This window comes from Ensifer sp. BR816 (genome assembly GCF_000378985.1).
In the GTDB taxonomy this organism is placed as follows: Bacteria; Pseudomonadota; Alphaproteobacteria; order Rhizobiales; family Rhizobiaceae; genus Sinorhizobium.
The window spans coordinates 5886964-5900004 of sequence record NZ_KB905370.1 but is presented as its reverse complement, the minus strand read 5'-3'; the positions used below and the strand labels follow the sequence as shown (position 1 = coordinate 5900004).

Here is a 13041-nt window from a genome sequence, read left to right as displayed (position 1 = left end):
GGCCAGCCGCAAAAAAAAGAGGCCGGCGCGGGGCCGGCCAAAACGACCGGAGGATAGGGGGCCCCCGGCGCGCAAATCACGAGAGCGGGGTTGCTCAACGCCCTCCAAAGGTGATTGAAAAGCGTCACCGTTTCATGACAGTGATGGCGCACTTCCTTCCACATTGGCGGCTTCAGCTGCTCGGCCCTCAAGAAGATTGGATTTTCCATGCCGCCGCTCTCGGAATTGATGCTGTTTGCCCTGGCGCTAGCCGCGGCTGGCGTCGTATCCGGCGTGCTTGCGGGCCTTTTCGGCGTCGGCGGCGGTGCGATCCTCGTGCCGGTCTTCTTTCAGGTGTTCGGGCTTCTCGGTGTTGACGACGCAGTGCGGATGCATCTTTCGGTGGGCACCTCGACGGCAATCATCGTGCCGACGTCCGTACGTTCCTTCCTGGCGCATTATCGGCGCGGCATCGTCGATACGGCCTTGTTGCGCAATTGGATCTTCGCCATTCCGCTCGGCGCCATCCTCGCGACCATGATCGCGGCCTATGTCAGCAGCGAGACCTTGCGGTTGATCTTCGCGATTATCGCGCTGGCGGTGGCATTGCGGATGATGTTCAACCGTGCCTCCTGGCGTCTCGGAACGGAGCTTCCGAAAAATCCGGTCAAGTGGGTCGTCGGCGTGGTGATCGGCGTTCTGTCCGGTCTGATGGGCGTCGGTGGCGGGGTGCTCAACAATACATTCATGACGCTATACAACCGACCGATTCACCAGGCGATCGCGACGTCCGCCGGTGTCGGTGTACTGATTTCAATTCCCGGATTGTTCGGTTATATCTGGGCGGGCTGGGGCGAGCCCGGTCTGCCGCCGCTCTCGACCGGGTTCATCAACTGGATCGCTGTTGCCCTGATCATTCCGGTCTCGTTGCTGGTGGCGCCGCTCGGCGTACGTCTGGCCCATGCCTTGGACAGGCGGCAGCTTGAGGCGGGCTTTGGCATTTTCATGATCTTGATCGCCTTGCGCTTCCTCTACAGCCTCTACGGCTAGCCGCGAATAGGCGGCCGGCCACCCCAAATTGGATCACTCTTGGCGCCGCGGGCTGTGCGATAATCCCTTGCTCAGTGTACCTGAAACGCGCGACGTGAGGATCGACGTCGTTCGGTCAGCTTGTTCGATCAAACGATATATAATATATTTAAGTGTATATTGATGGGAGCGCTACGATGGCTGCAGTTGCAACCCTGAGACCGGACGTCAAAGGCTTTTACGAGTGTCGCACCGGAAGCATCCAATATGTCGTTGCCGATCCGTTGACGAAGCGTTGCGCCATCATCGACCCGGTCCTCGATTTCGACGAGAAGTCGGGCACGACGGCGACCGAACAGGCGGACTTGATCCTCGAATACGTGGCCGAAAACGGTCTGGCGGTGGATTGGATTCTCGACACCCATCCGCATGCGGACCATTTCTCGGCGGCAGCCTATCTGAAGGAGCGGACGGGAGCGCCGACAGGCATCGGATCCGAGATCGTGCGGGTCCAGAGGCTCTGGAAAGGCATCTACAATTGGCCGGAGCTCGAGGCGGACGGGTCGCAATGGGACCGCCTCTTCGACGGAGGCGAACGCCTCTCCCTTGGGGCGCTCGAAGGGCGCGTGCTCTATTCGCCCGGCCACACCCTTGCCTCCGTCACCTATATCTTCGGCGACGCTGCCTTCGTCCACGACACGGTCTTCATGCCGGACAGCGGGACGGCCCGGGCGGACTTCCCGGGAGGTGATGCACGCCAGCTGTGGCGCTCGATCTCCGAGATCCTGGCGCTGCCGGACGAAACCCGCGTTTTCACCGGTCACGACTATCGGCCGGAGGGCCGCCAGCCGCGCTGGGAAAGCACTGTCGGCGAGGAGAAGCGCTGCAATGCTCATATTGCTGGCGTGAGCGAGGATCAGTTCGTTCAGTTGCGCGAGGCGCGCGACCGGACGCTGCCGATGCCGAAGCTGATCCTGCACGCGTTGCAGGTCAATATTCGCGGCGGCCGTCTGCCGGATCCGGAAGCCAATGGCGCGCGCTATCTGAAATTTCCGCTCAATGCGCTCAAGGGAGCGGCATGGGGCTGAGGAGATGGAGATGCGAAGTTTGACGACATTGCGAAAGGTCGGCCCGGACATGGGGGAGCAGGCGGGCCAAGCGGCGGCGCTGCTCAAGACGCTCGCAAACCAGAACCGGCTGATGATCGTCTGCACGCTCGTCGAAGGCGAGCATTCCGTGGGCCAGTTGGAAGAGACACTCGGCATCCACCAACCGACCTTGTCGCAGCAACTCACAGTCCTTCGCGAGGCGGGTATCGTCGCGACGCGGCGTGACGCGAAGCAGATATTCTATCGCCTGGCCGAGGACAAGGCCGCACGGTTGATCATGGCGCTCTACGAGATCTTCTGCCGAGACAGGGCGTAACAATGACCGCCCCTACTGTTTTGCCCGCAGGCAGAGATTCCGCTGATCCTGAACGGTCCGATCGTCTGAGCGAGCCGGTATTGCCGTGTAGGGCATGCGAACGGTAGACCGCCCGACAGGAACGGTGTCCACAAAATGCCCGTTAAACGCAGTGTCACCCTCAAAATTGCGTGGGACGGGCTGCAAAACAATGTGAATCGGCCCATATAGAGCAACAACCCGCCGATATTGCCCCGCTTTCGGATCCGCTTTTCATGGCTTCTATCGTTTCCGTTTCGAATCTGTCGAAAACCTATGCCTCCGGTTTCGAGGCGCTAAAAGGTGTCAACCTCGACATCGAGGAGGGGGAAATCCTCGCTTTGCTCGGGCCTAACGGTGCCGGCAAGACGACCCTGATCTCGATCATCTGCGGCATTGTCAACCCGAGTGGTGGCAAGGTGACCGTCGATGGCCATGACGTCGTGCACGACTTTCGCGAGACGCGGGCGATGATCGGCCTCGTGCCGCAGGAACTGACGACCGATGCCTTCGAGACGGTGTGGAACACGGTTTCCTTCTCGCGCGGCCTGCACGGCAGGAAGCCGGATCCAGCCCATATCGAGAAGGTGCTGAAGGACCTGTCGCTCTGGAACAAGAAGGACAACATGCTGCGCGAGCTTTCCGGCGGCATGAAACGGCGCGTACTGATCGCCAAGGCGCTGTCGCACGAACCGCGCATATTGTTCCTTGACGAGCCGACCGCCGGCGTCGATGTCAGCCTGCGCAAAAGCATGTGGGAAGTCGTCGAGCGGCTGCGCGCCTCGGGTGTGACGATCATCCTGACGACGCACTATATCGAGGAGGCGGAAGAGATCGCCGACCGCATCGCCGTCATCAATGGCGGCGAGATCCTTCTGGTCGAGGAGAAGGATGCGCTGATGACCAAGCTTGGCCGCAAGCAGTTGCGCGTCGATCTCGCCCAACCTCTGGAGCGCATCCCGGATTCGTTGTCCTCCTACAATCTGACGCTCGAGGACAATGGCCAGAGCCTGATCTACGACTACGACACGAGCGCCGAACGGACGGGCATCACCGCACTGCTCGCGACGCTCGCGGAGACCGGGATCAGGCTGCGCGATCTCTCGACGCAGCAAAGTTCGCTCGAGGATATTTTCGTCGAGATAGTGGAGGCGGGGCGATGAACATCGAGGCGATCAAGTCCATCTATTTTTTCGAGATGGCGCGTACGCGACGCACCCTGCTGCAGAGCGTCGTATCCCCGGTCATCTCGACGTCGCTCTATTTCATCGTCTTCGGCGCGGCGATCGGCGAGCGCATCCAGCAGATCGACGGTATTTCCTACGGCGCCTTTATCACGCCCGGGCTGATGATGCTGACGCTGCTGACGCAGTGCATCGGCAACGGCTCCTTCGGCATCTACTTCCCCAAATTCACCGGCACGATCTACGAAGTACTGTCGTCGCCGATCTCAATGCTGGAAATCGTTCTCGGCTACGTCGGCGCGGCGGCGACCAAGGGGCTGATGATCGGCACGATCATCCTGCTCACCGCATCGCTGTTCGTCGACCTCAGCATCGCCCATCCCTTTGCGATGATCTTCTTCTTCGTGCTGACGGCGGTGACGTTCAGCCTGTTCGGCTTCATCATCGGCATCTGGGCGAAAGACTTCGAGCAATTGAACCTGATCCCGATGCTGGTCGTCCCGCCGCTCGTTTTCCTTGGCGGTAGCTTCTACTCGGTCGACATGCTGCCGCCGTTCTGGCGGGCCGTCAGCCATTTCAACCCGGTCCTCTATCTGATCAGTGGTTTCCGCTGGAGCTTCTTCGAGATTTCCGACGTCGACCCGCTCGCAAGCGCCGTGATCATTCTTGCTTTCCTGGCGATCTGCATGGCCGTGCTGACCTGGATCTTCCGCACCGGCTACAGGCTGCGCAACTGACCGCTTGATCCGGGATCAGTCGCCGAAGGTCGCTATCGTACGGACCAGGCGCGCGTCGAGTTTCGTTCCACCAGGACCGGTTCGAGCTTGCACTCTTTTGTCACCGACGGGCGGTTGAGGATTGCATCGAGCGCAATCCGCGCAATCTCGGCGAGCGGTTGGCGAATGGTGGTCAATCGCGGCAGAACGAGGGACGCAAGCGGGATGTCGTCGAAGCCGACGATCGACAGGTCGTTCGGTATCGAAAGTCCCAGGTCGGCAGTCGCGCGCATCAGGCCGATCGCCTGCTGGTCGCTGGCGGTGGCGATTGCCGTTGGTCGATGCGGTCCTTCCTGCCGCAGCAAGCGGTTGCCAAGTTCCTCGCCGGCCCTGTAGTCGAAATTGCCGTCAACCGTCTGAAAGGCGAGCGACTGGCTCGGGTTCTTTTGCTGAAATTCGCGAATCCGGCCGACGAAGCCTTCACGCCGTTCGCGCGCGACATCCAGCGCGGGAGGACCGCCCATGTAAGCAATGCGGCGGTGGCCGAGCGACAGGAGGTGATCGGCGGCGAGGTAGCCGCCTCTTCGGTTGTCCACGCCGACAAGCGTCTGGCCCTTCAGCGGGCGGTCCACGGTGACGGTGTTCTTGCCTCTGACGAGATCGCCAATCACGCTTTCGCTGACTGGCACCAAGATCATTCCGCTCGGCAGACGACCGAGGAGCGCTTGTACCTGCTGCTGTTCGGCGGCGGGATCGTCATGGCTATTGGCAAGCAGTACGGAATACCCCTCGGCCGAGGCCAGCATTTCGACATGTTTTGCGAGTTCGGCGAAGAAGGGGTTGGTGATGTCGGGAATCACCAAGCCTATCAGGTCGGTCTTGTTCAGTCGCAGGCTGCGTCCGATGGAATTAGGCTTGTAGCCGAGTTCCTGGATGACGTCCTCGACGCGTATCCTGATCTCTTCGTTGACGGTCTTGTTCTTTGCGAGAACGCGCGAGACCGTGCCGACGGCGACGCCCGCGGCCTTCGCGACATGTTTTATGGTGACGGCCACGAGTACTCCACGAAGAAGCTTGTACTGACTTGGATATAGAGGCAGTGCAAAAGATTGCAACGATGAAACGTTTCATATTGACAGTTTCGCGATGAAACGATTTCCTGATGCGTGAAACGAACATCTGGCTAGCCTATGAAACGGTTCACCGCTGCTGGAGGCGGCGGGTTCTCAAGGAGGAAACCTATGAAACTGTTCAAATTTGCATCCGTCCTGGCGCTCGTCGCGGCAACCGCGCTTCCGACCATTGCCGCCGCGGCCGACAAGCCGGTCGTCGGTCTCGTCATGAAGTCGCTCGCCAATGACTTCTTCAAGAACATGCTGGAAGGCGCCGAGGCCCACGCCAAGAAGCGTGGCGACTACGAGCTGAAGGCGATCGGCATGCAGAACGAAACCGATTTTGAAAGCCAGTTGAACGGCGTCGAGAACTTTATCACGCAGGGTGTCGATGCGATCGTGATCGCGCCGGCCGATTCCCGCGCCATGGTCGCTCCGCTGAAGAAGGCCGTCGATGCCGGCATCACGGTGGTCAATTTCGACGTCTCGCTCGATGAGCAGGCCAAGAAGGATGCCGGGCTGGATCTGGCCTTCGTCGGTCCCGACAACCGCGGCGGCGCCAAGCTGGCCGGCGACGCTCTCGCCAAGTCGCTCGGTGAAGGCGGCAAGGTCGTCATCATCGAGGGCAACCCGGGCGCCGACAACGCGGCCCAGCGCAAGCTCGGCTTCGAGGATGCGATCGCCGCCGGCAAGCTCAACCTTCTCGATTCTCGCACCGCGCATTGGGAAACGGAGGAAGCGAACTCGGTGTTTTCGACGATGCTGACGGCGCACCCGGACATCCAGGGCGTCATGGCGGCAAACGACTCCATGGCCATCGGCATCATCAAGGCGCTCGACGCTGCCGGACGATCCGATATCAAGGTCGTTGGCTTCGACAACGTCTCGGCTGTGCAGCCGCTGCTGAAGGAAGGCAAACTGCTCGCGACCGTGGACCAGTTCGGTTCGCAAATGGCATCCGACGCTATCGACAAGGCCCTGGCGGTAGTGGCCGGCGGTCCGAAACTCGAGGGCTGGGTCAAGACCGACATCAAGCTCGTCACCACGGACGATGTGAAGTAACGCGGCCTGTCGCACCGCACCGGCTTCTGGCCGGTGCGGTCTTCTCCCACATGGATATGTCCTGATGAAAACGAACCTGGGGCACGTCGATCCGGTGGCGTGCACGGAACCTGCGCCACTTCTCGAGCTTCACGGCATTCGCAAGCGCTTCGGCGGATCGGTCGCGTTGGCCGGAGTGACGCTTTCGGTCGCGCCTGGCGAGGTGCACGGGCTCATCGGCGAGAACGGGGCCGGAAAATCCACGCTGATCAAGGTGCTTTGCGGGATCGTCAAGCCCGACTCGGGAGCCATCACGTTGGCCGGCGAATCCTATTCGCCTCAGACACCGCGGGATGCGAAAGCGCGCGGCCTGCAGGTCGTGCACCAGGAATTCAACCTGCTCCCCTTCCTCTCGGTCGCGGAGAACATCTTCATCGAGCATCTGCCGCGCAACGCCCTGGGGGTGGTGAAGCGGCGCGACATGAACATGCGCGCCAGAGCCGTTCTCGATGCCATTGGCTTGAAGGACATCGACGTCCGCTGGCCGGTGGAACGGCTCGGCATCGCCCATAGACAACTCGTCGAGGTCGCCCGCGCGCTGATGACCGATAGCCGGGTGCTCATCCTTGACGAGCCGACCGCCACCCTGACGTCGCGCGAAACCGAGCGATTGTTCTCCATCATCAACGACCTGCGTCGTCGTGGCGTGTCGATCATCTTTGTCTCGCATCATCTCGACGAGGTATTCCGGCTGTGTGACCGCGTGACCGTGTTGCGCAACGGCGAGACGGTCACAAGCCGACGGATCGGCGAGACCAGCCAGGACGAGCTCGTCCGCGCCATGGTCGGCCAGCAATTGCAAAAGGAAATGACCCACAGCATCGAGTCCTCGGCGCGCTCCGAGAAAGTGCTGTCGCTGGTCAACTTCCGTCATGCGGAGTCTCCGCACGAGGACGGCGTATCCTTCGATTTGCACAAGGGTGAAATTCTTGGGATTGCCGGTCTGGTGGGCTCCGGTCGCACCGAACTGCTGCGCGCCATCTTCGCCGCCCAGCCGCCACTGTCGGGTACCCTGTTGCGGAGTGGGAAACCCGTGTCGTTGCGCTCGCCGCGCGACGCGATCCGTGCGGGAATCGGTTTCGTGACCGAGGACCGCAAGGAAGAGGGGCTGATCCTGTCAATGCCGATCGCGGCGAACGTCACTATGGCCTCATTGGCGGATGTGTCGCGCGGCGGCCTGCTCGATCAGAGAGCCGAAAATGCGCTGACGGAAAAGCTGGGAACGGATTTAAAGCTGAAATATGGCGGCCCCGGCAAGAACGCCTCGACGCTCTCGGGCGGCAATCAGCAAAAGGTGGTCCTTGCCAAATGGCTTGCCCGCAAGCCGGAAATCTTGCTGCTGGATGAACCCACACGCGGCGTCGATGTCGGCGCCAAGGCGGAGATCTACGCCTTGATCCGGCGCCTGGCGGAACGCGGCCTGGCATTGCTCGTGGTCTCGTCGGAGCTGCCTGAACTGATGACGCTTTGCGACAGGATCATGGTGATGTCGCAGCATCGCATCGTCGGCACGCTTCCGCGCGCCGATTACTCTGAAGAAAAGATCCTGACCTACGCCTACCAGGGCGAGAAAAGACAGACGGGGCATTGATATGCAACTCGACGAAAATCTACCGACTGCGCCGGCCACAGCGGCCCCGGCGGTCTCGATGAAGCTGCTCTTGCGCGACGCCGGCATCGGCATCGCGCTGCTGCTGCTCATTCTGTTCTTTGCCCTGACGGCAGATCACTTCCTGTCGCCGAACAACATTTCCAACATCCTGACGCAGATCACCATCAACCTGATCCTCGCTATCGGCATGACCTTTGTCATCCTTATCGGCGGCATCGATCTCTCGGTCGGCTCCATGCTGGCGTTCTGCGCGGTCGTCGGCGGCTCGGTGCTGACCGTCCCGGATCTCTCGGTCTTTCAGGCGGTCAGCCTGGCGACCGTCGCGGCCGTCGGGACCGGGGCGCTCTGCGGCTTCCTGAACGGGTGGATCAGCGCGTTCTGGGGGCTGCCTTCCTTCATCGTCACGCTCGGCATGCTCAACATCGCCCGCGGCGCGGCGCTGCAGGTCACGGATGCGCGGACGATCTATTCCTTTCCGCCGAGCTTCAACGCCTTTGGCTCGCAGATGATTTACGGCGTGCCGGTCGTGTTCCTGATTGCACTCGCCCTTGTAGGTATTGCCTGGTTCGTTCTTTCGAAGACGGTGTTCGGGCGCTTGCTTTACGGGATCGGCAACAACGAGGAAGCCGTCCGCCTCGCGGGTCACTCGCTGATGATCTACAAGATCGCGGCGTTCACGATTGCCGGCGTGCTGGTCGGTATCGCCGCCATGGTCTACATGGCACGGCTCAACATCGCGAGCCCTATCATCGGCATCGGCTTCGAACTCAACGCGATCGCGGCGGTCATCATCGGCGGAACGAGCCTCAGCGGCGGACGCGGCAGCGTGATCGGAACGTTGCTTGGCGCCTGCATCATAGGCGTGCTCGCGAACGGCCTCATCCTCTTTGGACTGAGCGACTTCATGCGTCAGCTGATCACCGGCGTCGTGATCATCCTGGCCGTCATTGTCGACAAGTATCGCGAACGGATCACGGCCGCCTGACAGCGGGCCGTGTACCCTTCCGCAGGTTCCTTAGATCGGGGCCGATTTAGGAAGCGCGGAGCAAATCAAAATAGTAGAGCGACCGTTGTGCGTCTGAATAGACGCGCGGCACCGTCGCAACGGGCAGAACGATAGCCTTAATCCCGCAGGCGCAGTTCATCGCTACGCATCTGCAGGAAGTCGAGGGTCGAGAGAAAGCTCATGCCGAGCAGGCTGCGGTCGAGCTTACCCTCGGCGGCGACCATTGCCCGGATGTTGCGGCGCTCGATCGAGCCGATCGAAATCTCCTCCAGCGTGACCGGCGCGGCGAGCGCCGGCCCGTTCGCCGTCATTACGGTCAGGGTGTAGCCGAGGCTGGACGGATCGAGGCCGACCCGCTCGGCGTCCTCGTAGGTCAGCGCGATGCTGCTGGCGCCGGTGTCGACGAGCATGCTGACCTCCTGGCCATTGATGCTCGTGTCGGCCTGGAAATGGCCGTCGAGGCGCTTGCGCAGCACGACCTCCTGCTGTCCCTCGCTGTCGGTGACGACCATCGTCCGGCCGGGCATGAGCTCGGAGAGCAGCCGGTCGCCGAAGGCCTGGAGCTCGACGCGGTAGGCATATCCCGAAACGAGGCCGACGGCGATCAACAGCCAAATGGCGATCTGACGCAGGCTTTCCCCGAAATGGCGTCGGCTGCGGAGAATGCCGGCCGCGAACAGCGTAGCAATGGCCGCGAGCGAGACGAGCTGCCCGAAATCGTCATTGTTCATGCCAAAGGTCTGGCCGCTGTCATGATTGAAGATGAGGAGTGCAAGGCCGATGGCAAGGATGGCCAGCAGGAGGAGCAGTCGGTTCATGCGCCGTTTCGTTCCCGCGCCAGTCGCGCCCTGCGTGTTTCGCGCCGCGGCTTCCGCTCGACGGTCTCCAGCCGCGTCGGCAGTGCCTGCATGATATTGTGCCGTTCTGCGTCGCTGTAGAGCGTCCAGGAGCCGATCTCATCGCGCGTGCGCCCGCAGCCGAAACAGTAGCCTGTCCGGTCGTCGATCGCGCAGACGAGAATGCAAGGAGATTCCATCGGCTCGGCGTGCTCTGCTCCTGCATGTTCCTTAAATCGGAATGATTTAAGGACAAAAACATGCAGCACTTCAAGGTGCTACAGCGACTTTTGCGCGTCTGATCAGACGCGCGTCGCTGTAAGTTGTTCGATTTATATCGGCTTTTCAGATCGCCAGCGCAAGAGCGCCGAGGACGGCGATCTCCGTCAGCTGCTGCGTGGCGCCGATCGTGTCGCCTGTATGGCCACCGAGCTTGTGGGAGACGATCCTGCCAAAGCCAAGCACGGTGAGGGCGAAGGCGGCGAATGCTGCCAGCGTTGCGATCACCGGAATGCCAGCGGCATAGAACAGCAATAGCGAGAGGATCACGCTGGAGCCGATCGCTTGTGATGTCGCACGCGGTTCCGGAATGCCGGCGGCGGCGGCGACGCCGTCGCGGCGCGCCGGCGGCAGGCGCGACCAGTGCCAGACCATGGCAGCGCGGCTGAGGGCGGCCGTTCCCAGAAGCGCCGATGCGGCACCCAGCGACGAAAGGAGCGGCAGAAAGGCAGCGAGCGCCGAAACGCGAAGGCCGAAGGAGAGGATGAGTGCCACCGCTGCATAGGTGCCGATGCGGCTGTCCTTCATGATCGCCAGAGCGGATTCGCGATCGCGGCCGCCGCCCAGGCCGTCGGCCGTATCGCCGAGACCGTCTTCGTGTAGGGCGCCGGTCACGAGCGCCTGGACGCCGACGATTAGGAAGGCGGTAAACAGCGAACTCGCTTGAAGCATGTCCAGAAGTGCCGCCAGCAAGGCCGCCGGGGAGGCGATCAGAATGCCGGCGAGCGGGAAAGTGCGCACCGCGCGGCTCAGCCGGCCGTCATGGCCGGCGAAATGCCGTTGAGGCATGGGAATGCGGCTCAGGAACGCCACAGATCGCGCCAGATCGTCACAGAGATCGCCAACCAAGTGCATTGTCTCTCCTACTGCATGTCTCCTTAAATCGTAGCCGATTTAAGGAGAAAACATGCAGCAATTCAAAGTGCTACAGCGTCCTCAGTGCGTCTGAAAAGACGCACGGCGCTGTAGGTCGGAACCGCCCGAATCGCTGGCCTTTTACCCGATCATGCTCCGGCGACAGCATTTGGCGCAAATGCCGTTGCCGGAAGCGATGGCAGCCTCTATGACGGGCGTCGAACGACCCTTCCGACATGCAAGGATTTTCCATGAGTGCCAGCGGCCTGCCGTTTGATGATTTCCGCGAGTTGTTGCGTAACCTGCCGGGGCCGGACGCGGCGGCGCTCGTTGCGGCGCGCGAGCGGGATGCGCAATTGACGAAGCCGCCGGGTGCGCTCGGCCGTCTTGAGGAAATCGCCTTCTGGCTCGCCGCCTGGACGGGCCGCCCACCTGCCGTCAACCGGCCGCTCGTCGCGATCTTTGCCGGCAACCACGGCGTTACAAGGCAAGGCGTCACGCCTTTCCCCTCGTCGGTTACGGCGCAGATGGTCGAGAATTTCGCCGCAGGTGGCGCGGCCATCAATCAGATTTGCGTGACCCATGACCTGGGGCTCAAGGTCTTCGACCTCGCCCTCGACTACCCGACCGGCGACATCACCGAGGAAGCGGCACTGTCCGAACGCGACTGCGCCGCGACGATGGCCTTCGGCATGGAAGCGATTGCCGGCGGCACGGACCTGCTCTGCATCGGCGAGATGGGAATTGGCAACACGACGATCGCCGCCGCGATCAATCTCGGCCTCTATGGTGGAACCGCCGAGGAATGGGTCGGTCCTGGCACCGGCTCGGAGGGTGAAGTGCTGAAGCGCAAGATCGCGGCGGTCGAGAAGGCCGTGGCCTTGCATCGCGATCACCTGTCCGATCCGCTCGAACTGATGCGCCGGCTCGGCGGGCGCGAGATCGCGGCCATGGCCGGCGCCATTCTTGCGGCGCGCATCCAGAAGGTACCGGTGATCATCGACGGCTACGTGGCAACGGCTGCGGCGTCGATCCTCAAGGCTGCCAACCCGGCAGCACTCGACCATTGCCTGATCGGTCATGTGTCTGGAGAGCCGGGGCATATCCGCGCCATCGAGAGGCTCGGCAAGACGCCGCTCCTGGCGCTCGGCATGCGGCTCGGCGAGGGCACGGGCGCGGCACTTGCTGCAGGCATCGTCAAGGCGGCCGCTGCGTGCCATGGCGGGATGGCGACCTTCGCCCAGGCCGGCGTCAGCAATAAGGACTGACGGACAGGCGTCGCCATTCCTGTCGGTCGACTGTCAGCCATGTTATGCTTGGCGGTTGCGGTCTTGATGCCAGCCGTCTTCTCCCCTATCGGGAGACGCGGGCCTGCTCTTTGATGCAGGCCGGCCTCGCATTCGCCGCAATCGGAATGTCGAAGCTTCGCAGTTTCAAGCTCGTCGAGACGAAATGGACGCCAAGAACACTAGCTCACCCACCGGTCGCACCGCCCCTTTTACAAAGCATAAGGGTATCCGGCATCTTTTTGCGGCTGCGAGTTACTCGCTCGGCGGCGCGAAGCGGCTGATCGGCGAGGCGGCCTTTCGGCACGAACTCATGGCATTCGCCGTCGCCATGGTTGCCTTCGCCGTCGCCGGCGCGACCCTCTTCCAGTATGTCGCGATGGCGATTCTCTTCCTGTTGATGATGGCCTTCGAAGCGATCAACACGGCCATCGAGGAGATTGTCGACCGCGTCTCGCCGGAAATCTCGGAAATGGGCAAGCATGCCAAGGATCTCGGGTCCTTCGCCTGCCTTTGCCTGATCCTGGCAAACGCAACATACGCTTTTTACGTGGTGTTTCTGGCGCATTATCTTGGCTGACGACGGTCAGCAAGGGCATTCGA

General features: G+C 61.8%; 14 protein-coding genes. 10 read left to right on the top strand and 4 right to left on the bottom strand.

Annotated features, from left to right (window positions below; translation table 11 throughout):
- The first annotated feature begins 207 nt into the window (after nucleotides 1–207).
- From RHIBR816_RS0128440 to RHIBR816_RS0128420, 5 genes are all read left to right on the top strand, one after another.
- A complete protein-coding gene (locus RHIBR816_RS0128440) occupies nucleotides 208–1029 on the top strand; it encodes a sulfite exporter TauE/SafE family protein (protein ID WP_018239980.1) in 822 nt (273 codons plus the stop codon).
- A gap of 176 nt (nucleotides 1030–1205) precedes the next feature.
- On the top strand, nucleotides 1206–2096 hold the full coding sequence (locus RHIBR816_RS0128435) for an MBL fold metallo-hydrolase (RefSeq protein WP_018239979.1): 891 nt from the start codon (nucleotides 1206–1208) through the stop codon (nucleotides 2094–2096).
- A gap of 10 nt (nucleotides 2097–2106) precedes the next feature.
- A complete protein-coding gene (bigR, locus tag RHIBR816_RS0128430) occupies nucleotides 2107–2433 on the top strand; it encodes a sulfite-sensing transcriptional repressor BigR (protein WP_018239978.1) in 327 nt (108 codons plus the stop codon).
- A 254-nt stretch (nucleotides 2434–2687) separates the two neighbouring features.
- Nucleotides 2688–3614: an ABC transporter ATP-binding protein gene (locus RHIBR816_RS0128425; protein WP_018239977.1), complete on the top strand. Its 927-nt coding sequence runs from the start codon at nucleotides 2688–2690 to the stop codon at nucleotides 3612–3614.
- Nucleotides 3611–4372 (top strand): ABC transporter permease, encoded by a 762-nt coding sequence (locus tag RHIBR816_RS0128420; RefSeq protein ID WP_018239976.1) that lies wholly within the window; start codon nucleotides 3611–3613, stop codon nucleotides 4370–4372. The genes RHIBR816_RS0128425 and RHIBR816_RS0128420 overlap by 4 nt, the downstream gene beginning before the upstream one ends.
- Before the next feature lie 32 nt (nucleotides 4373–4404).
- On the opposite strand, the gene RHIBR816_RS0128415 is transcribed toward RHIBR816_RS0128420, so the two are convergent.
- The gene (locus tag RHIBR816_RS0128415; protein WP_018239975.1) at nucleotides 4405–5406 is read right to left on the bottom strand and encodes a LacI family DNA-binding transcriptional regulator; all 1002 of its coding nucleotides are present in this window, start codon (nucleotides 5404–5406) and stop codon (nucleotides 4405–4407) included.
- 186 nt (nucleotides 5407–5592) lie between these two features.
- On the opposite strand from RHIBR816_RS0128415, the gene RHIBR816_RS0128410 reads away from it, so the two are divergent.
- From RHIBR816_RS0128410 to RHIBR816_RS0128400, 3 genes are all read left to right on the top strand, one after another.
- The gene (locus RHIBR816_RS0128410) at nucleotides 5593–6525 is read left to right on the top strand and encodes a sugar ABC transporter substrate-binding protein (RefSeq protein ID WP_018239974.1); all 933 of its coding nucleotides are present in this window, start codon (nucleotides 5593–5595) and stop codon (nucleotides 6523–6525) included.
- 64 nt (nucleotides 6526–6589) lie between these two features.
- Entirely contained in the window at nucleotides 6590–8155 is a 1566-nt protein-coding gene (locus RHIBR816_RS0128405) for a sugar ABC transporter ATP-binding protein (RefSeq protein WP_018239973.1), read from the top strand.
- Between the two features lies 1 nt (nucleotide 8156).
- On the top strand, nucleotides 8157–9161 hold the full coding sequence (locus tag RHIBR816_RS0128400; RefSeq protein ID WP_018239972.1) for an ABC transporter permease: 1005 nt from the start codon (nucleotides 8157–8159) through the stop codon (nucleotides 9159–9161).
- A gap of 137 nt (nucleotides 9162–9298) precedes the next feature.
- On the opposite strand, the gene RHIBR816_RS0128395 is transcribed toward RHIBR816_RS0128400, so the two are convergent.
- The 3 genes from RHIBR816_RS0128395 to RHIBR816_RS0128385 form a co-directional block, all read right to left on the bottom strand.
- On the bottom strand, nucleotides 9299–10000 hold the full coding sequence (locus tag RHIBR816_RS0128395) for a TIGR02281 family clan AA aspartic protease (RefSeq protein ID WP_018239971.1): 702 nt from the start codon (nucleotides 9998–10000) through the stop codon (nucleotides 9299–9301).
- On the bottom strand, nucleotides 9997–10218 hold the full coding sequence (locus RHIBR816_RS0128390) for a DUF1289 domain-containing protein (RefSeq protein ID WP_018239970.1): 222 nt from the start codon (nucleotides 10216–10218) through the stop codon (nucleotides 9997–9999). Before RHIBR816_RS0128390 ends, RHIBR816_RS0128395 begins: the two co-directional genes overlap by 4 nt.
- A 145-nt stretch (nucleotides 10219–10363) precedes the next feature.
- The gene (locus tag RHIBR816_RS0128385) at nucleotides 10364–11152 is read right to left on the bottom strand and encodes an adenosylcobinamide-GDP ribazoletransferase (protein ID WP_018239969.1); all 789 of its coding nucleotides are present in this window, start codon (nucleotides 11150–11152) and stop codon (nucleotides 10364–10366) included.
- 251 nt (nucleotides 11153–11403) lie between these two features.
- Here RHIBR816_RS0128385 and cobT point away from each other — a divergent pair, with 251 nt between their 5' ends.
- Both cobT and RHIBR816_RS0128375 read left to right on the top strand, forming a co-directional pair.
- A complete protein-coding gene (gene cobT / locus RHIBR816_RS0128380; protein ID WP_018239968.1) occupies nucleotides 11404–12420 on the top strand; it encodes a nicotinate-nucleotide--dimethylbenzimidazole phosphoribosyltransferase in 1017 nt (338 codons plus the stop codon).
- A 184-nt stretch (nucleotides 12421–12604) separates the two neighbouring features.
- Nucleotides 12605–13018 carry a diacylglycerol kinase gene (locus tag RHIBR816_RS0128375; protein WP_018239967.1) on the top strand — a complete coding sequence of 138 codons (414 nt, stop codon included), beginning with the start codon at nucleotides 12605–12607 and terminating at the stop codon, nucleotides 13016–13018.
- The last annotated feature ends 23 nt before the right edge of the window (nucleotides 13019–13041 follow it).